Origin of the sequence: Pseudomonas sp. SBB6 (assembly GCF_024213215.1) — a bacterium.
Classification (GTDB): Bacteria; Pseudomonadota; Gammaproteobacteria; order Pseudomonadales; family Pseudomonadaceae; genus Aquipseudomonas; species Aquipseudomonas donghuensis.
Genome location: NZ_JANAVH010000001.1, coordinates 91,409 through 110,031, shown reverse-complemented (window position 1 = coordinate 110,031; position 18,623 = coordinate 91,409). Strand labels below are relative to the sequence as shown.

14 protein-coding genes are annotated in these 18,623 nt (G+C 61.4%); 6 read left to right on the top strand and 8 right to left on the bottom strand.

What is annotated here, in order from left to right:
• The first annotated feature begins 3 nt into the window (after positions 1-3).
• Positions 4-2,421, top strand: coding sequence for a DNA topoisomerase (ATP-hydrolyzing) subunit B (gene gyrB, locus NLX68_RS00545; RefSeq protein ID WP_254282124.1), 2,418 nt, complete (start codon positions 4-6; stop codon positions 2,419-2,421).
• A gap of 90 nt (positions 2,422-2,511) precedes the next feature.
• Here gyrB and NLX68_RS00540 read toward each other — a convergent pair whose 3' ends face one another.
• The 3 genes from NLX68_RS00540 to NLX68_RS00530 all read right to left on the bottom strand — a co-directional run bounded on the left by NLX68_RS00540 (position 2,512) and on the right by NLX68_RS00530 (position 6,382).
• Complete coding sequence (locus NLX68_RS00540) at positions 2,512-3,402, bottom strand: DUF2950 domain-containing protein (RefSeq protein WP_254282123.1); 891 nt, start codon at positions 3,400-3,402, stop codon at positions 2,512-2,514.
• Between the two features lie 14 nt (positions 3,403-3,416).
• Positions 3,417-4,913: a DUF3300 domain-containing protein gene (locus tag NLX68_RS00535; protein WP_254282122.1), complete on the bottom strand. Its 1,497-nt coding sequence runs from the start codon at positions 4,911-4,913 to the stop codon at positions 3,417-3,419.
• 155 nt (positions 4,914-5,068) lie between these two features.
• Positions 5,069-6,382: a sigma-54-dependent Fis family transcriptional regulator gene (locus tag NLX68_RS00530; protein ID WP_254282115.1), complete on the bottom strand. Its 1,314-nt coding sequence runs from the start codon at positions 6,380-6,382 to the stop codon at positions 5,069-5,071.
• Between the two features lie 254 nt (positions 6,383-6,636).
• Between NLX68_RS00530 and NLX68_RS00525 the strand changes: the two genes are divergently transcribed.
• From NLX68_RS00525 to NLX68_RS00515, 3 genes are read left to right on the top strand one after another with little or no spacing between them, the layout of a single operon-like run.
• A complete protein-coding gene (locus NLX68_RS00525) occupies positions 6,637-7,521 on the top strand; it encodes an MBL fold metallo-hydrolase (RefSeq protein WP_254282113.1) in 885 nt (294 codons plus the stop codon).
• A 37-nt stretch (positions 7,522-7,558) separates the two neighbouring features.
• Positions 7,559-8,836, top strand: coding sequence for an FAD/NAD(P)-binding oxidoreductase (locus NLX68_RS00520; protein ID WP_254282111.1), 1,278 nt, complete (start codon positions 7,559-7,561; stop codon positions 8,834-8,836).
• A complete protein-coding gene (locus NLX68_RS00515; RefSeq protein ID WP_254282110.1) occupies positions 8,833-9,651 on the top strand; it encodes a sulfite exporter TauE/SafE family protein in 819 nt (272 codons plus the stop codon). The genes NLX68_RS00520 and NLX68_RS00515 overlap by 4 nt, the downstream gene beginning before the upstream one ends.
• A gap of 4 nt (positions 9,652-9,655) precedes the next feature.
• Here the strand turns inward: NLX68_RS00515 and NLX68_RS00510 are convergent, their stop codons facing one another.
• A complete protein-coding gene (locus NLX68_RS00510; protein ID WP_254282108.1) occupies positions 9,656-10,543 on the bottom strand; it encodes a LysR family transcriptional regulator in 888 nt (295 codons plus the stop codon).
• Between the two features lie 137 nt (positions 10,544-10,680).
• Here NLX68_RS00510 and NLX68_RS00505 point away from each other — a divergent pair, with 137 nt between their 5' ends.
• Positions 10,681-12,330, top strand: coding sequence for a GMC family oxidoreductase (locus NLX68_RS00505; RefSeq protein WP_254282106.1), 1,650 nt, complete (start codon positions 10,681-10,683; stop codon positions 12,328-12,330).
• Positions 12,331-12,430: 100 nt separating this feature from the next.
• Positions 12,431-14,053, top strand: coding sequence for an MFS transporter (locus NLX68_RS00500; protein ID WP_254282103.1), 1,623 nt, complete (start codon positions 12,431-12,433; stop codon positions 14,051-14,053).
• A gap of 173 nt (positions 14,054-14,226) precedes the next feature.
• On the opposite strand, the gene NLX68_RS00495 is transcribed toward NLX68_RS00500, so the two are convergent.
• From NLX68_RS00495 to glyQ, 4 genes are all read right to left on the bottom strand, one after another.
• The gene (locus NLX68_RS00495; protein ID WP_254282101.1) at positions 14,227-14,997 is read right to left on the bottom strand and encodes a 1-acyl-sn-glycerol-3-phosphate acyltransferase; all 771 of its coding nucleotides are present in this window, start codon (positions 14,995-14,997) and stop codon (positions 14,227-14,229) included.
• Positions 14,998-15,058: 61 nt separating this feature from the next.
• Complete coding sequence (gene gmhB, locus NLX68_RS00490; RefSeq protein ID WP_010222692.1) at positions 15,059-15,592, bottom strand: D-glycero-beta-D-manno-heptose 1,7-bisphosphate 7-phosphatase; 534 nt, start codon at positions 15,590-15,592, stop codon at positions 15,059-15,061.
• 3 nt (positions 15,593-15,595) lie between these two features.
• Positions 15,596-17,650 (bottom strand): glycine--tRNA ligase subunit beta, encoded by a 2,055-nt coding sequence (glyS, locus tag NLX68_RS00485; protein WP_254282099.1) that lies wholly within the window; start codon positions 17,648-17,650, stop codon positions 15,596-15,598.
• Positions 17,647-18,594, bottom strand: a complete 948-nt coding sequence (glyQ, locus tag NLX68_RS00480; protein WP_115084528.1) for a glycine--tRNA ligase subunit alpha — start codon at positions 18,592-18,594, stop codon at positions 17,647-17,649. The genes glyS and glyQ overlap by 4 nt, the downstream gene beginning before the upstream one ends.
• Positions 18,595-18,623 lie beyond the last annotated feature (29 nt).

The window sequence follows — 18,623 nt, the reverse complement described above, 5'->3', positions numbered from 1 at the left end:
GGCATGAGCGAAAATCAAACGTACGACTCCTCCAGCATCAAGGTGCTGAAAGGGCTAGATGCCGTGCGCAAGCGTCCCGGTATGTACATTGGCGACACCGATGATGGTAGCGGCCTGCACCACATGGTGTTCGAGGTGGTCGATAACTCGATCGACGAGGCACTCGCCGGCCACTGCGATGACATCACCGTAATTATTCACCCGGACGAATCCATCAGTGTTCGCGACAACGGTCGCGGCATTCCGGTTGACGTGCATAAAGAGGAAGGCGTTTCCGCCGCCGAGGTCATCATGACCGTCCTCCACGCCGGCGGTAAATTCGATGACAACTCCTACAAGGTATCCGGCGGTCTGCACGGTGTAGGTGTGTCGGTGGTTAACGCCCTTTCCGAGCAGTTGATCCTCACCGTTCGCCGCAGTGGCAAGATCTGGGAACAGACTTACGTCCACGGTGTTCCACAAGCGCCGATGAAGATCGTTGGCGAAAGTGAAACCACCGGTACCCACATCCACTTCAAGCCGTCGGCTGAAACCTTCAAGAACATCCACTTCAGCTGGGACATCCTGGCCAAGCGGATTCGTGAACTGTCCTTCCTCAACTCCGGTGTAGGCATCCTGCTGAAGGATGAGCGCTCCGGTAAAGAAGAGCATTTCAAATACGAAGGCGGTCTGCGTGCTTTCGTTGAGTACCTGAACACCAACAAGACTCCAGTCAACCAGGTGTTCCACTTCAATGTTCAGCGTGAAGACGGCGTGGGTGTGGAAATTGCCCTGCAGTGGAACGACAGCTTCAACGAGAACCTGTTGTGCTTTACCAACAACATTCCGCAGCGCGACGGTGGTACCCACCTGGTCGGTTTCCGCTCGGCGTTGACCCGTAACCTGAACAACTACATCGAGCAAGAAGGCCTGGCCAAGAAGAACAAGGTTTCGACCACTGGCGACGACGCCCGTGAAGGTCTGACCGCGATCATCTCGGTGAAGGTGCCGGATCCGAAATTCAGCTCGCAGACCAAAGACAAGCTGGTGTCCTCGGAAGTGAAAACTGCCGTGGAACAGGAGATGGGCAAATACTTCTCCGACTTCCTGCTGGAGAACCCGAACGAAGCCAAGGCGGTTGTCGGCAAGATGATCGACGCCGCTCGTGCTCGTGAAGCTGCACGTAAAGCGCGGGAAATGACTCGCCGCAAAGGTGCGCTGGATATCGCCGGCTTGCCGGGCAAACTGGCGGACTGCCAGGAGAAGGACCCTGCTCTTTCCGAACTGTACCTGGTGGAGGGTGACTCCGCGGGTGGCTCGGCCAAGCAAGGCCGTAACCGCAAGACCCAGGCGATCCTGCCGCTCAAGGGCAAGATCCTCAACGTCGAGAAAGCACGCTTCGACAAGATGATCTCGTCCCAGGAAGTGGGCACGCTGATCACTGCGCTGGGCTGTGGTATCGGCCGCGAAGAGTACAACATCGACAAGCTGCGCTATCACAACATCATCATCATGACCGATGCTGACGTCGACGGTTCGCACATCCGTACCCTGCTGCTGACCTTCTTCTTCCGTCAGCTGCCGGAGCTGGTGGAGCGTGGTTACATCTACATCGCTCAGCCGCCGCTGTACAAGGTCAAAAAAGGCAAGCAAGAGCAGTACATCAAAGACGACGACGCCATGGAAGAGTACATGACCCAGTCGGCTCTGGAAGATGCCAGCCTGCACCTGGACGAATCCGCACCACCTGTTTCCGGCGTCGAGCTGGAGCGTCTGGTCAACGAATTCCGTACCGTGATGAAAACCCTGAAGCGTCTCTCGCGCCTGTATCCGCAGGAGCTGACCGAGCACTTCGTCTACCTGCCGGCGGTCTCGCTGGAGCAGCTGGGCGACCACGCTGCCATGCAGGAATGGCTGGGCAAGTTCGAAGAGCGCCTGCGTATCAGCGAGAAGTCCGGTCTGCTGTACAAGGCCAGCCTGCGCGAAGACAAAGAGCGCAATGTCTGGCTGCCGGAAGTGGAAATCACCTCCCACGGCCTGGCCAGCTATGTCACCTTCAACCGTGACTTCTTCGGCAGCAACGACTACCGCACCGTCACCGCCCTCGGTGCACAGCTGAGTACCCTGCTGGGTGAAGGCGCCTACGTACAGCGTGGCGAGCGCAAGAAAGCCATCACCGAGTTCAAGGAAGCACTGGACTGGCTGATGACCGAAAGCACCAAGCGCCACACTATTCAGCGATACAAAGGTCTGGGTGAGATGAACCCGGATCAGCTGTGGGAAACCACCATGGACCCAACTGTGCGCCGCATGCTCAAGGTGACCATCGAAGACGCGATCGCTGCCGATCAGATCTTCAACACCCTGATGGGCGACGCCGTTGAGCCACGTCGTGAGTTCATCGAGAGCAACGCTCTGGCGGTGTCCAACCTGGACTTCTGATCAGGTGTAGGTTCAAAGAAAAGCAACATCATCAAGCCCGCTCACGCGGGCTTTTTGTTGCGTTGGCTTCCATGTGTTGAGTTGCTCGGTTCAGCGCCCCTCTTCCTCGTCCTTTACTTCGCTCCAACTGCTGTCAGGGTCGAAACGCGTAATCGCAGCAGCTTGCTTGGCGCTGTCTCGGCCGAGGTCTTTCTCGAACAATTCGCCGTCGTGGCTGATCATGAAGCTCTTCACGCCAGTGTCCCCGTAGTCCGCCGGCCAGGCGATCACGGCAAAGCCCCGGGTCATGCGATCGCCAATCATGTAGTCATAGGCGCCGCCCGGCGCCGAAGGGCCTTGGCCAGTGAGGATGCGATAGTGGTAGCCGTGCCAGTCGTCGCCAGTCGCGGTATCACCAAAAAGCGGTCCGAGCGGACTTTCTTCGACGCCCTCCTCTTCCGGCCAGTACAGGCCGTCGAACTGCCCGTCGCTACTGATGAACTTCTGCGCGTATTCGAGGACCCCATCGTCATTGCGATCAATCTCGGCGTAATCCATCTGCGCGTCGTGATAGGCACGCGCCGCTTGAATTGTCGCCAGTTCGTCGCGTCCGATGCGGCGCTGGCGGATTTCCTCGGCGCCAGCTTTGGTGTCGAATGCCCAACCGCCAGTATTGTGTCTGATGGGAATCGGGAACATCCAGGGCGTGTCGCCGACGACCAGATGTGCACGCTTCGGGTTGTCGGACTGAACCTGATGTTTTTCCTTGTAGAGGGCGAGAAAGGCATCAACATCTTTACGATCGACGTTCTTGGTCGGGATATAACTCTTCCAGTCGTTGCCGAGCAAGTTCGCCAACTGTTGGCTATCGGCCTTTTCACTACCAAGCGCCTGCACCAGTGCTTCGCCGGCGGCCTCCGGGTTTGGGAAGTGTTTCTGAGCGAAACTGCTGGATGTCCAGAACAGGAGCAGAACCAGCGCAATTCGACTAGCAGCATTCATGACTGGCTCTCCTCTCAACGGCGACGGCCGCCACCGCTGGGTTGCATCCGCGCGGGTCGCTGCACCTGGTGGCCCGCAGACGCTGCGGACGGTCGGCTGGCGCTCCGTTGGCTGACCTGGCCACGATTGCTCGCGATGCGTGACTGTGAAGGGTTGCGCACACCGGCCAACGCATTGTTGCGCGGCGCCTGGGCGCTAACATGTTGCTGGCGGACTTGCTGGCGTACTTGTTGGTTGCGCCCCGTCTGCTGAGGCTGTCGGCTCTTCTGGGGCGCCTGCGCACGCTGGCGGGATTGACCGTCATTTTTCAGTTGGCGGTCGGCAACCTGGGCGCGCTCACGTGCATTGCCCGACGGGTTGATGCCCTGCTTTTCCAGGCTCTGTTGGGCGCGCTCGCGGTCGGCACTCTGCACCCGTTGGCGGGCTTCAAGGTTACTGGTTGCCGGTGCTTCGATGCCGCGCTGTGCCAGGGTTTCACGGGCTCGCGCGCGATCTTCGACCCGGGCCGGCGTGTCACCGCGGTAGGCTGTGCGCTCTGCACTGCCGGGTAAGCGTCGGTCGAACTGGGCTCGACTGGCTTGGTCGCGGTACGGGACGCCGTCGCGATACGCAGGATTATGGCGCCAGTTGTTCTGGTTGGCATCGAGCCTGCGGTTGACGTTGTTGATATTGTTGTAGCGATTGACGTTGATATCGACGTCATGATCGTCCCAGTCGCAATCCCCCCACAACGAATTGACGATCGCTACGCCAGCACCGAAAGCCAGGCCGGTCGCTAACGCCGTGCCGATGGCATACCCCGGTGGTGGCGGATAATACGCTGGTGGGTAGGATGGTGAGGACCAACTGCCGTACACCACAGAGGGGTTGTAGCTTGGGACGTATACAACCTGCGGGTTGGTCGGCTGGATAACGATAGTCTGTGCCGGCGCAGCACCTTGCACCACCGTGGTCGTGCCGCCTGCGGGGGCGCTTGACGGTTGCACGATAACGGTCTGCTGAGCGTTGGACTCCAGGTGGCCAGCAGCCTTGGCCTTGGCGCGCAGGCGCTGCACCGAGTTCATCACCGCGTCGGGCTGGGCGAGAAAGGCATCACCGACGCGCTGCACCCAGACCGGGTCCTGGGCAAGTGTGGCCAGCACCTGTGGAAAAGCCACCAACGATTGCACGCTGGGGTCCCAAGGTTGGTCGGCGACCTGCTTGACGGCGGCATCACCGCTGACGTTCGGATGCGCCTTGGACCAGACAACCGCGTCGGCGACATTGCCTGGATAGGTGGTGGCCATCAGCACCTGAGCCAGTAAAGCGTCCGGATACAACGCCAACGGTGCAAGCATTTGATCAAGCTGTTCGGTGCTGAACACCGCCTCGCTTGGCGCCGTCGGAGCGGCCGATACAGCCGTTCCGGGCGCCGTGGCCGTTGCCTTAGGTTGCGCATCCTCTTCGGAACAGCCAAAAATCGCGAGCATAGCGATGGTGAGCAGGATCGCCCTGTGAAGGCAGGCAGACATGACGATGCTCCTGTGGCAGAAAAGACAGAGCGGAACGTCAGGCGCCCTGGCACCTGGTTACCGACTCGGCAATCGACGCATGGAACGCTCTCCGCAGCGGGTGAGCAGTTTCAGCGTAGAAGAAAAAGCCGGGGTTTGTTGTTTCTGCGCCGGGCTCAAAGGCCCAATGCGCGCAGGCGTCGGTACAAGGTGCGTTCACTCATCCCCAGATGACGCGCCAGCTCACTGCGCGATCCATTGAAGCTGCCCAGGGCCTGGGCCAGCTGCCCGAGGTTGTCTTTGGATCGACGGCTCATGCTTGGCATCGGCTCAAGTCCCGAACCGAGCTCCGTAGGCAGATGCTCGGCACGAATCAGTCCGTCGTCGGCGAACAGCCGTGCCCGTTCGAGGATATTACGCAGCTCGCGAATGTTGCCGGGATAGGCGTACAAGCTCAGCCGTTTCATCGCCTGTGGGTCGAGCTGCGGGGCCGACGAACCCGCCATCCGTTGCAACAAACTCTCGATCAACAACGGCAGATCATCGACCCGCTCGCGTAATGCCGGCAAGCGAATCGGGAAGCCGCTGATACGGTAGTACAGGTCTTCACGGAAGGTGCCCGCCGCTGCCATTTCCTTGAGGGGTTTGTGGGTAGCCGAGACGAGCCGGAAATCTGAGTGAACCGTGCGCAGGCTGCCAACCGGACGAAAGCTGCCGGACTCGATCAGGCGCAGCAGTTTGACCTGCATCGCCAACGGCACTTCGCCGATTTCATCAAGGAACAAGGTGCCGCCATGGGCGGCTTCCGCCAGGCCGATCTTGCGCTGGTGGGCGCCGGTAAAGGCGCCCTTCTCGTAGCCGAACAGCTCGCTCTCGAACAACGACTCGGTCAGGCCGGTGCAATCAACCACCACTAGCGGGCCGCTGGCTCTCGGACTGCCCAGGTGCAGGGCGCGGGCAAACAGCTCCTTGCCGGTGCCGGATTCGCCCTGGAGCAATACCGGGATTTGCGCAGGTGCCGCACGCTGCAGGCTGGCCAGTGCGTCCTGGAACGCCGGCGAGCGCCCGACCAAGCCGTGTTGTTGGGGCTGAGCCGAGGCGACGGTGATGCTGGTCAGCCGCTCGACAAATGCCACCACCTCACCCTGTTCGTCGAGGATCGGACGCAACTCGACATCCACATGTTCCGGCCCGCGAGGGGTGTGGTGCACATGCAACACACGCTCAGGCACCCGGCTGTCCCAGGCCTTGCGCATCGGGCAGTGTTCACCGGCCTGGTCGCAAGGGACGGCGTAGTGATGGGAGACCCGATGGCACTTGGCGCCAATGGGTGGCTGGCCGTCAATGCCGAACTGGCGTCGGTAGGCGCCGTTGGCGGCGAGGATGTTGTAGTCGGTGTCCAGCACGATGGTCGGCTGGGCATCGTGTTCGAGGTAGGACACCAATGCCTGCACGGCAGGATCGGCAGCAACAGTGGGAGAGAAGGACATGGCGACACCTGGGCAAGCTCGGGCAGAGCTTAACTGAAGGTGCCGAGGACTGCCAAAAACTGTCAGGTGCTGCCATGTCACTGCCAACTATGCTGACAGTCTGGCAGCGCAGAGTTTTAGGCCGCCCGGAAAATCGCCGTAACCATTGGGAAACAGCCTACCCATACGGTGGCACATATCTTGATGACAGCTTCTCCACTGCCAGCCAGCCTTGAAGCGTAGTTGGCACTTGCGAAGAATTCGGAGCGTGGTAAATGATCATCGGCGGCAATTTGTATGTGGAGGCACTGTTCGACAGTGTGACTTCGACCATCAGCTATCTGGTGATGGACCGTAGCAGCGGCGACTGTGCCTTGATCGACAGTGTGCTCGATTACGATCCGAAATCAGGGCGCACCAGCAGTGCTTCGGCCGACAAGCTGATTGGCCGGGTGACTGAACTGGGCGGCAAGGTTCAGTGGATTCTGGAAACCCACGTGCATGCTGATCACCTGTCTGCGGCGACCTACCTCCAGCAGATCCTGGGTGGCCAGATTGCCATCGGTAGCCAGATCACCCAGGTGCAAAAGGTCTTCGGTGCGTTGTTCAATGCCGATGGCCGCTTCGCTCGCGATGGCAGTCAGTTCGATGTGCTGTTCGACGATGAGCAGCCCTTTAGCATCGGTAACCTTCAGGCGCGTGCCTTGCACACGCCCGGGCATACTCCGGCGTGCATGACTTATGTGGTGGAGGTCGCCGGGCAGAGCATCGCCTTTGTTGGTGATACCTTGTTCATGCCCGATTACGGCACTGCCCGTTGCGACTTCCCCGGTGCCAGCGCGCGTACCCTGTACCGCTCGATCCAGCGCATCCTTGCCCTGCCCGCCGAGACGCGCCTGTTCATGTGCCATGACTACCTGCCGGGTGGCCGCGAACTACGTTACATGACCACGGTCGCCGAACAGCGCGCCAGCAATATCCACATCCATGAAGGCATCAGCGAAGACAGCTTCGTCGCCATGCGCGAAGCCCGCGACGCCACCCTGGAGATGCCGGTACTGATCCTGCCCTCGGTGCAGATCAACATGCGCAGCGGCCAGTTGCCCGAGCCTGAAGAGAACGGAGTGCGCTACCTGAAGATCCCGCTCAACGTGCTCTGAGCTTCACCCCAGAATTATTATTAGAAGGACCCATGCCATGCATGCTCAACCCTCCCCTGCCGAGGTGCCGAAAGGCGACCACCATAAAGTGCTGATCGTCGGTGCCGGTGCCGCCGGTATCGCCGCCGCCTCCAGCCTGATCTGTCGCGACCCTTCGCTGGATGTCGCGATCATCGACCCTGCCGATGTGCACTACTACCAACCCGGCTGGACCATGGTTGGCGCCGGGATCTTCCAGGCGCCTTCGACGGCACGCACCATGGCCTCGACCATTCCCGGTGGCGTACAGTGGATCAAGGCACGGGTCGAGACCTTTGACCCGCAGGCACAAACGGTCACTCTTGATGACGGCCGGCTGCTCAGTTACGAGCAGTTGGTGGTCTGCCCAGGGCTGAAGCTCGACTGGGACGCGATCGAAGGTCTGAGGGAAACCCTCGGGCGCAATGGCGTGACCTCCAACTACCGCTACGACCTGGCACCCTATACCTGGCAACTGGTGCAGAACCTGCGTGAGGGCCAGGCGCTGTTCACTCAGCCGCCGATGCCGATCAAGTGTGCCGGCGCGCCGCAAAAGGCCTTGTACCTGTCTTGCGATCACTGGTTGCGCAATGGTCGTCTGGGCAACATCCAGGCGCAGTTCTTCAATGCCGGGGGCGTGCTGTTCGGTGTGCCCGACTACGTTCCGGCATTGATGGAGTACATCGACAAATACGCAGTAGACCTGCAGTACGCCCATCGCCTGGTGGCTGTTGATGGCCCGGGCAAGCGGGCCACCTTTGTGCGCACCCTGCCCGACGGCAGCAGCGAGACCCGGGTTCAACCCTTCGATATGCTGCATGTGGTGCCGCCGCAGGTTGCGCCTGATTTCATCCGCAATAGCCCGCTGGCTGACCAGGCCGGTTGGCTCGATGTCGACCCGGCTACTTTGCGCCACAAACGCTACAGCAACATCCACGCCCTGGGTGATGGCATCAATACCAGCAATGCCAAGACTGCGGCGGCGGCGCGCAAACAGGCGCCGGTGGTGGCCAACAACGTGCTGGTGGCACTGGGGCGCCTGCCCAACCTCGTCCACTATGATGGCTACGGCTCCTGCCCGTTGACCGTCGAGCGCGGCAAGATCGTCCTCGCCGAGTTCACCTACGGCGGCAAGCTGGCGCCGAGCTTCCCGCGCTGGCTGCTCGACGGCCGTCGGCCGACGCGCCTGGCCTGGCTGCTGAAGGCGCAGATCCTGCCACCGTTGTACTGGCGCTGCATGCTCAAGGGCCGCGAGTGGCTGGCCAAACCCCGGGTTGCCGCCGAGGGCCTGCGGTGATCGAGCATCAATTTCTAGCGGCAGGTTTAGGGGCGATCATTGGTGCGGTGCTGGCGCTGACCGGCGCTGGCGGCGGCATTCTGGCCGTGCCCTTGCTGGTGTTTGGCTTGGGTTTGTCGATGGTCGAGGCGGCGCCAGTCGGCTTGCTGGCCGTCGGCATGGCGGCAGCGGTGGGTGCCCTGTTGGGATTGCGCCAGGGCCTGGTGCGTTATCGCGCGGCGCTGTTCGTGGCGTTGATCGGCATCGCTATCGCACCCTTCGGGCTGATGCTTGCCCATCGTCTGCCGAACGGGCCATTGGCCCTGACCTTCGCCCTGGTGCTGGTCTATGCCTGTGCGCGCATGCTGCTCAAGGCTCGCCGGGAGCTTCGCGGCGAGCCGCCACTGGGCCAGCGCCACGTCATGCCCTGCGTGCTCAACCCCGTGCAGGGGCGACTGCGCTGGACCCTGCCCTGTGCCCGCGCCCTGGCCTTTACCGGTGTACTGTCGGGTTTGCTTTCGGGATTGCTCGGTGTTGGTGGTGGCTTCGTGATCATCCCGGCGCTGAGCCGCTACACCAACCTGGACATGAAGAGCATCGTTGCCACTTCGCTGGCGGTGATCGCCCTGGTGTCGACTGGCAGTGTGGTCAGCGCGACAGTCGGCGGCGTCATGCATTGGGCGGTGGGCGCGCCGTTTGCCGGCGGCGCGGTGCTCGGGCTGCTGCTGGCGCGTCAGCTCGCCAGCAAACTGGCCGGGCCGCGCTTGCAGCAAATGTTCGCAGGTGTGGGGATCTGCGCAGCCTTGCTGCTGGCGGTCAAAACCTTGGGCAGCTGACGTCCTACTCCGCCAGCAAGGCACCCTGCTCTTGCGCGCACAGGGCCAGGAGAAAATCCCAGACCACGCGCAGGCGTACTGATTTGTGTAGCTCGCGGCGGGTACAGATCCAGTAGCTGCGCTGGATGGTTTCGCTGGGCAATACCCGCACCAACGCCGGATCGTGGCGGGCCATGTAGTTGGGCAGCACGGCGATGCCCAGGCCGGCGCGAGCGGCCTGTTGCTGAGCGATCACGCTGGTGCTGCGAAACACCACATTGGGTGCGCGGCAGAAGCTGTTCAAAAACAGTAACTCCTGGCTGAACAGCAGGTCGTCGACGTAGCCGATCCAGCTGTGCTTGGCCAGGTCTTCACGGTAATTGAGGGCCGGCGCCTGGGCCAGGTATTCGGGGCTGGCGTACAGCGCCAGGCGGTAGTCGGTGAGCTTGCGAGTTATCAACAGGTCGGCGTTCGGCCGCTCCAGGTGAATGCTGATCTCCGCTTCGCGGTTGAGGATGCTGACAAAGCGCGGCACCGCCACCAGCTCTACCTCAAGGCCCGGATAGCGTTCGAACAGGCTGCCCATGCGCGGGGTGAAGAACATGATGCCGATGCCTTCGGTCACCCCCAGGCGAATCTTGCCCAGCGGGGTGATGGCCTGGGTGATTTCTTCCTGGGCCAGCAGGGCGACGTTTTCCATCGCTTCGGCGTGCTTGAGCAGGGCCTGCCCGGACGGCGTCAATTCGTAGCCCTGGGCATGTTGAACGAACAGCGCGGTGCCCAGGCTCTGCTCGATATTTTCGATGTGCCGGGCCACGGTGCTGTGGGTGGTGTTGAGGCGTTTGGCCGCGGTCAGCAGGCGGCCGCTACGCTGCAACTCGAGAAAAAACCGCAGATCATTCCAGTCGAACATGCTTTTCCTTGTGAATCAGGTGTTCACGGACGTTGTGTTAAAACGCACAGCACTTGAGTGAAATCTAACGTTTTCATCCCGAAATTAATCAATAACATGGGCTGGGACAAGAATAATAATCAGGCGCGAGGTTGCCCATGCCATCAGCCGATCCTGTCTACGACTATGTGGTGGTGGGTGCCGGCCCTGCCGGATGCCTACTGGCCAACCGCTTATCTGCCGACCCAGGCTGCCGGGTGCTGCTGCTCGAAGCCGGTGGGCGCGACAACTACCCCTGGATTCACATTCCGGTGGGCTACCTCTACTGCATCGGCAATCCGCGTACCGACTGGTGCTTCAAGACCGAAGTGCAACCCGGCCTCAATGGCCGCACCCTGGGTTATCCGCGAGGCAAGGTGCTTGGGGGCTGTTCCTCCATCAACGGCATGATCTACATGCGCGGCCAGGCTGGCGATTACGATCGCTGGGCCGAGCAGGGCAATGCCGGTTGGGCCTGGAAGGACGTGCTGCCACTGTTCAAGGCCAGCGAGCACCACTTCGGCGGCGCCAGCGAAGCGCATGGCAATCAAGGCGAGTGGCGGGTCGAGCAACAACGCTACGCCTGGCCGATCCTCGATGCGTTCCGCGAAGCGGCGGCGCAGAGCGGCATTGCCAGCGTTGCTGACTTCAATACCGGGGATAACCAGGGCTGTGGTTACTTTCAGGTCAACCAGCGCTCTGGCATTCGCTGGAACTCGGCCAAAGCCTTTCTGCGCCCGATCCGCAATCGTCCCAACCTGACCGTGCTGACCGATGTGCTGGTTGATCAAGTGTTGCTGGAAGATGGCCGCGCGTGCGCGGTACGTGCCCGTTGGCAGGGCAATTGGCAGCACTTCAGCGCACGCCGGGAGATTATCCTGTGTGCAGGCTCCGTGGGTTCGCCCGGGATCCTGCAGCGCTCCGGCATCGGCCCGCGCGGCTTGCTCGAGAGCCTGGGGATAACTGTTCGTCACGAGCTGCCCGGCGTTGGTGGCAACCTGCAGGACCATCTGCAATTGCGTTTGATCTATCAGGTTACCCAGGCGCGAACCCTCAACCAGGTCGCCAACAGCCCCTGGGGCAAGCTTGGCATGGGCCTGCGTTACCTGTACGACCGCAGTGGACCGCTGGCGATGGCGCCGAGCCAATTGGGTGCTTTTGTTCGTTCCGGGCCCGAACAGGCTTCGGCCAACCTGCAATACCACGTGCAGCCCCTGTCGCTGGAACGCTTCGGCGAGCCACTGCACCGCTTCCCGGCATTCACGGCTTCGGTGTGCAACCTGCGCCCGGCCAGTCGCGGGCGTATCGATATCCGTTCGGCCAACCCGGACGATGCACCGCTGATCGATCCCAACTACCTGAGCGATCCCGAAGACCTGCGCGTTGCCGCCCAGGCCATTCGCCTGACCCGCAAGATCGTTCAGGCCCCTGCCCTGGCGGCCTTCAGCCCGCGCGAATACCTGCCGGGCCCGGACCTGCAAAGCGAAGAGCAATTGCATGAAGCCGCTGGGCAGATCGGCACTACGATCTTCCACCCTGTGGGCACCTGCCGCATGGGCAACGGGCCGCTGGATGTGGTCGACAATCAGCTGCGCGTGCACGGTGTGCCGGGGCTGCGCATCGCCGACGCCTCGATCATGCCGCAAATCGTCTCCGGCAATACCTGCTCCCCTACCCTGATGATTGCCGAAAAGGCCGCGCAACTGATTCGCCAGGGGACGTTATCCACAACCAGCATCGACGAAAACACCGCAGTACCGACGCCCTGACCAGGGTGCGTAGCAACAACGACGCCGGACGCAGTCTGCCGGCGTCGACAGTGGAACAACAAGAATAATCACTGGGGCCTGCAGGCCGAGGACAGCAACGATGTCGGATTACATTCAAGAGCAGGGCGCTGCAACGGTGAGCAACAGTCGCCGGGAAGAACGCAAGATCATTTTCGCGTCATCCCTCGGGACGGTTTTCGAGTGGTATGACTTTTTTCTTTATGGGGCGCTGGCGGCGGTCATCAGCAAGCAGTTTTTTGCCGGGGTGAACGACACCACCGCCTTTATCTTCGCCTTGATGGCCTTCGCCGCCGGTTTTCTGGTGCGGCCCTTCGGCGCGCTGGTGTTCGGCCGCCTGGGCGACATGATCGGACGCAAGTACACCTTCCTGGTGACCATCGTGCTGATGGGCCTGTCGACCTTTGCCGTCGGCCTGTTGCCGACCTACGCCAGCATCGGCATTGCGGCACCGATCATCCTGGTGGGGTTGCGCATGCTGCAGGGCCTGGCTCTGGGCGGTGAGTACGGTGGCGCGGCCACTTATGTTGCCGAGCATGCACCGCCCGGCAAACGCGGTTTCCACACCGGTTTTATCCAGTCCACCGCAACCCTCGGCTTGCTGTTGTCGTTGCTGGTGGTACTCGGCAGCCGCTACATCAGTGGCGACCAGTTCGAAGTCTGGGGTTGGCGCCTGCCGTTCTTGCTGTCGATCGTGCTGCTGGGGATTTCCACCTGGATCCGCATGAGTATGCATGAGTCGCCAGCCTTCGTGAAAATGAAGGCCCAGGGCAAAGCCAGTAAAGCGCCAATCCGCGAGTCGTTCGGCTCCTGGCCCAACCTCAAGGTGGTGCTCACGGCACTGTTCAGTATCAACGCTGGCCAGGCGGTGACCTTCTACACCGCGCAGTTCTATGTGCTGTTCTTCCTTACCCAGATGCTCAAGATGGACCCGGCCCAGGCCAACACCCTGCTGATCATCAGCGTGGTGATCGGCGCGCCGTTCTTCGTGTTCTTCGGTTGGCTGTCGGACCGGGTCGGGCGCAAGCCGATCCTGATGCTTGGCCTGCTGCTGGCCACGGTGCTGTACTTCCCGCTGTTCAAGGCCCTGAGCCACTACGCCAACCCGCAGATCGACGCCGCCAGCCGTCAGGCGCCGATCGTGGTGATGGCCGACCCGCAGGGCTGCACCTTCCAGTTCGACCCGGTGGGCAAGGCGCGTTTTGACAGCCCGTGCGACAAGGTCAAAACCTTCCTGGTCAAACAGGGCCTGCCCTACAGCTCGACTGAGGCGGCTGCCGGCACCGAGGTAGTGGTGAGCATTGGCGAGCAGAAGATCAGCGGCTTCGACGAAGCGGCCATGCGCGCGGCCATCGACAAGGCCGGCTACCCGGCCAAGGCGGATCCTGCCAGCGTCAACCAGCCGATGGTGGTGGTGCTGATCGTGGCGATGATCCTGATCGCGACCATGACCTACGGCCCGCTGGCGGCGGTGATGGTCGAATTGTTCCCGACCCGTATCCGCTATACCTCGATGTCGCTGCCTTATCACATCGGCAATGGCTGGTTCGGCGGCTTCCTGCCCACGGTGTCCTTTGCCTTGGTGGTGTACACCGGCGACATTTTCTACGGGCTCTGGTACCCGGTGCTGATCACCGGTATCAGCCTGGTGGTGGGGCTGTTCTGCCTGAAAGAAACCCGTGATGTGGATATCGACAAAGTGTGAGGATGTGCAGGCACAAAAAAACCGGCGTAAGCGCCGGTTTTTTTATGCCGCGAAAAAACTTATGCACGATTTTCAAAAAACAGTCATACAGAGAAATAAGTAGCTAAATTAATCACTTAGCGAATTTTCTGCTGAGAAATCCAAATACTGTACACAAGTTATCCACAGATCGGTCAGGCCACGCCTTGCGCTTGATTTGGCGCTGCCGCAGGCAGTGAGCCGAGGTCGCGCTGGGTTTGTTCGTTCCATGCCGCAGCGCGGTCGTTGAGCTCGGCAATGGCCCGTGGGCCGCTGCCTTCGGCATGCATCGGGGCGCCAATCACCACCTCGATGGTGCCGGCGCGTTTACCCCAGCCCTGCTTGGGCCAGAACTTGCCGGCGTTGTGAGCGATCGGCAGTACCGGCAAGCCAGCGTTTACCGCCAAAGCGGCACCGCTGCGCGAGAATTTGCCGATCTGGCCAAACGGCACGCGGGTGCCTTCCGGAAAGATCAGTACCCAGACGTTCTCTTTAAGCAGTTTGTCGCCCTTGCTGGCGACTTGCTTCAAGGCGGCCTTGGGGTTGCCGCGATCGATGGCGATCGGCCGCAGCATGGCCATGGCCCAGCCGAAGAACGGCACGTACAGCAGTTCACGCTTGAGCACCTGGCTCAAGGGCGAAAAATAGGCGGAAAGGAAAAAGGTTTCCCAGGTGCTCTGGTGATTGGAGAGGATCACACAGGGTTGCTTGGGGATGTTCTCAGCCCCGGTAACCTTGACCTTGATGTTGAGAAACACCCGTACCAGCACCAGCGCAAAGCGGCACCAGTAGACGTTGATAAAGCGATATCGGGCACTGAATGGCAGAAACGGCGCGATAAAAAAGCTCAGGGTGCACCACAGCAAGGAGCTGGTACCCAGCAGCAGGTAAAAAAGAAAAATTCTGATCGCCTGCAAGATCGACATAGCGGCATGTACCGTTGCGGGCTTGCCCGCCTAGTAAAAGTGCGCCTGTTGTGCAGGCGCGCTATTTGTGGATAAGTTCTCTGGCGATGGCTGCCAGATCATCGAAAATCAGCGTTTTTTCAGGAATTCCCTTGCTCAGGGTCTTCTCGCCTTTTCCGGTTTTTACCAGAATCGGTTGAGCATCGACGGCCAAAGCGGCTTCCAGGTCACCCTTACTATCACCGACAAACCACACGCCAGCCAGATTCACGTTGTAGTGCGTGGCAATGGCGGTGAGCATGCCCGGCTTGGGTTTGCGGCAGGCGCAACCCTCATCGGGCCCGTGCGGGCAATAGACGATCAGCCCGACCTCGCCACCCTGCTCGGCCACCAGCCTGCGCAATTGCGCATGCATGGCGTCGAGGGTCGCCAGGTCGTAGTAGCCGCGGGCAATGCCGGACTGGTTGGTGGCAACCGCCACCGTCCAGCCGGCCTTGCTCAACTGCGCAATCGCTTCGATCGAACCGGGGATCGGAATCCACTCGTCCAGCGACTTGATGTAGGCGTCGGAGTCCTGGTTGATCACCCCGTCCCGATCGAGAATCAGCAGCTTCAAGACTTACCCCAGCAGCGAAATGTCAGCCACGCCCAGGAACAGACCGCGCAGGCGGCTGAGCAGGGCATAACGGTTGGCGCGGACTTTGGCGTCGTCGGCGTTGACCATCACCGCTTCGAAGAAGGCGTCGACCGGCTCACGCAGGGCTGCCAGGCGCGCCAGCGACTCGCTGTACTGGCGCGCGGCAGCCATTGGCTGCACGGCTTGGTCGGCTTGCTGGATCGCCGAGTACAGGGAGAACTCGTTGGCGTTGTCGAAGTACTTTGGCTCGACCGTGGTGGCGACAGCGCCCTCGGCCTTGCTCAGCAGGTTCGACACGCGCTTGTTCACCGCGGCCAGGGCTGCAGCTTCCGGCAATTGGCGGAAGGCCTGGACGGCCTGCACGCGCTGGTCGAAGTCCAGGGCCGAGCCTGGCTTGAGGGCACGTACCGACAGGTAGGTGGCAACGTCGATGCCTTCGTCTTCGTAACGGGCACGCAGACGATCGAAGACGAACTCCAGTACCTGTTCGGCCAGGCCTGCGGCCTTGACCTTGGCGCCGAACTGGGTCACGGCGAAGTTCACCGCTTCGTTCAGGTCCAGGTCCAGTTGCTTCTCGATCAGGATGCGCAGTACGCCCAGCGCTGCACGACGCAGGGCGTAGGGGTCCTTGCTGCCGGTCGGGAGCATGCCGATACCGAAGATACCGACCAGGGTGTCGAGCTTGTCGGCGATAGCCACGGCCGCACCGGTCAGGGTCGACGGCAGCTCAGCACCGGCACCGCGCGGCATGTACTGCTCGTTCAGGGCCAGGGCGACGTCTTGCGGCTCGCCGTCGTTGAGGGCGTAGTAGTAACCGGCAACACCCTGCATCTCAGGGAACTCACCGACCATCTCGGTGGCCAGGTCGCACTTCGACAGCAAACCGGCACGCGCCGCGCGTTGGGCATCGCCGCCGATACGCTGGGCGATGAAGGCGGCCAGTTTGGCAACCCGCTCGGCCTTGTCGAAAACGCTGCCCAGCTGAGCCTGGAACACTACGTTCTGCAGGCGCTCGTTGAAGCTTTCCAGCGGCTGCTTCTTGTCTTGCTTGAAGAAGAACTCGGCGTCGGTCAGGCGCGGGCGCACGACCTTCTCGTTGCCTTCGACGATCTGCTTTGGATCGCGGCTCTCGACGTTGGCCACGGTGATGAAGCGCGGCAGCAGCTTGCCGTCGGCATCCAGCAGGCAGAAGTACTTCTGGTTGTCCTGCATGGTGGTGATCAGGGCTTCCTGCGGTACTTCAAGGAAGCGTTCCTCGAACGAGCACACCAGCGGAACTGGCCATTCAACCAGGGCGGTCACTTCATCGAGCAGCGCTGGCGGCACGATGGCGCTGCCTTCCTGTTGCATTGCCAGTTCGGCGGTACGCTTGCTGATCAGCTCGCGGCGCTCGGCAAAATCTGCCAGGACGTAGGCCTTGCGCAGGTCTTCCTGGTAGTTGGCCGGGGCGCTGATGCGCACGTTTTCCGGGTGGTGGAAGCGGTGGCCACGGGATTCGCGACCGGCTTTCTGCGCCAGCAGGGTGCAGTCGACCACGTCGTCACCGAGCAGCATGACCAGCCACTGGGTCGGACGCACGAACTCTTCCTTGCGTGCACCCCAGCGCATGCGCTTGGGGATCGGCAGGTCGTTGAGCGAGTCTTCGACGATGGTTGGCAGCAGGCTGGCGGTGGCCTTGCCCGGGATGTGCTGGGAGAAGCGCAGCTTGGCGCCGCTCTGGTCGATATCCGACAGCTCCACCCCGCACTTCTTGGCAAAGCCCAGGGCGGCCTGGGTCGGGTTGCCTTCAGCGTCGAAGGCCGCCTGGCGTGGCGGGCCGTCAAGGTTGACGCTGCGGTCCGGCTGCTGGGTGTCGAGGTTGCGGATCAGTACGGCCAGGCGGCGCGGCGCGGCGTACACCTGTTTGTCGGTGTAGTTCAGGCCTGCGGCCTGCAGGCCTTTTTCGATACCGGCGAGGAAGGCATCAGCGAGGCTGCTCAGGGCCTTGGGTGGCAGTTCTTCGGTGCCCAGTTCAACCAGGAAATCTTGAGCACTCATTGTGCAGCCTCCAGCTTAGCCAACACTTCATCACGCAATTCAGGGGACGCCATCGGGAAGCCCAGCTTGGCGCGGGCTTGCAGGTAACTCTGGGCCACGGCGCGGGCCAGGGTCCGTACACGCAGGATGTAACGCTGACGCTCGGTCACCGAGATGGCGCGACGGGCATCGAGCAGGTTGAAGGTATGCGAGGCCTTGAGGACCATTTCATAGGTCGGCAGCGGCAGCTCCAGCTCGATCAGGCGGTTGGCTTCGCTCTCGTAGAAGTCGAACAGCTCGAACAGCTTCTCGACGTTGGCGTGCTCGAAGTTGTAGGTCGACTGCTCCACTTCGTTCTGGTGGAACACGTCGCCGTAGGTCACCTTTCCGAATGGGCCGTCGGTCCAGATCAGGTCGTAGACCGAATCAACGCCCTGCAGGTACATGGCCAGGCGTTCCAGGCCGTAGGTGATTTCACCGGTGACCGGGAAGCACTCGATGCCGCCTACTTGCTGGAAGTAGGTGAACTGGGTGACTTCCATGCCGTTGAGCCAGATTTCCCAACCCAGGCCCCAGGCGCCGAGGGTCGGCGATTCCCAGTTGTCTTCGACGAAACGGATGTCGTGCACCAGCGGGTCGAGGCCGATGGCTTTCAGCGAGCCCAGGTACAGTTCCTGGAAGTTCGCCGGGTTCGGCTTGAGCACCACCTGGAACTGATAGTAGTGCTGCAGGCGGTTCGGGTTTTCGCCATAACGGCCATCCGCCGGACGACGGCTAGGCTGCACATAGGCGGCGTTCCAGGTTTCCGGGCCGACGGCGCGCAGGAACGTGGCAGTATGGAAAGTGCCGGCGCCTACTTCCATATCGTAGGGCTGAAGCACCACACAACCTTGCTCGGCCCAATAGTTCTGCAGGGCGAGGATCAAGTCTTGGAAGGTACGCACGGCTGGCGTAGGCTGGCTCACGAAATTCACCTGTTTCTAGGGCTGCGAAT

Excerpts from the sequence above, each read along its gene's own strand:
- gyrB (WP_254282124.1), top strand. The coding sequence starts at position 4 with ATGAGCGAAAATCAAACGTACGACTCCTCCAGCATCAAGGTGCTGAAA.
- NLX68_RS00540 (WP_254282123.1), bottom strand. The coding sequence starts at position 3,402 with ATGAATGCTGCTAGTCGAATTGCGCTGGTTCTGCTCCTGTTCTGGACA.
- NLX68_RS00535 (WP_254282122.1), bottom strand. The coding sequence starts at position 4,913 with ATGTCTGCCTGCCTTCACAGGGCGATCCTGCTCACCATCGCTATGCTC.
- NLX68_RS00530 (WP_254282115.1), bottom strand. The coding sequence starts at position 6,382 with ATGTCCTTCTCTCCCACTGTTGCTGCCGATCCTGCCGTGCAGGCATTG.
- NLX68_RS00525 (WP_254282113.1), top strand. The coding sequence starts at position 6,637 with ATGATCATCGGCGGCAATTTGTATGTGGAGGCACTGTTCGACAGTGTG.
- NLX68_RS00520 (WP_254282111.1), top strand. The coding sequence starts at position 7,559 with ATGCATGCTCAACCCTCCCCTGCCGAGGTGCCGAAAGGCGACCACCAT.
- NLX68_RS00510 (WP_254282108.1), bottom strand. The coding sequence starts at position 10,543 with ATGTTCGACTGGAATGATCTGCGGTTTTTTCTCGAGTTGCAGCGTAGC.
- NLX68_RS00505 (WP_254282106.1), top strand. The coding sequence starts at position 10,681 with ATGCCATCAGCCGATCCTGTCTACGACTATGTGGTGGTGGGTGCCGGC.
- NLX68_RS00500 (WP_254282103.1), top strand. The coding sequence starts at position 12,431 with ATGTCGGATTACATTCAAGAGCAGGGCGCTGCAACGGTGAGCAACAGT.
- NLX68_RS00495 (WP_254282101.1), bottom strand. The coding sequence starts at position 14,997 with ATGTCGATCTTGCAGGCGATCAGAATTTTTCTTTTTTACCTGCTGCTG.
- glyS (WP_254282099.1), bottom strand. The coding sequence starts at position 17,650 with ATGAGTGCTCAAGATTTCCTGGTTGAACTGGGCACCGAAGAACTGCCA.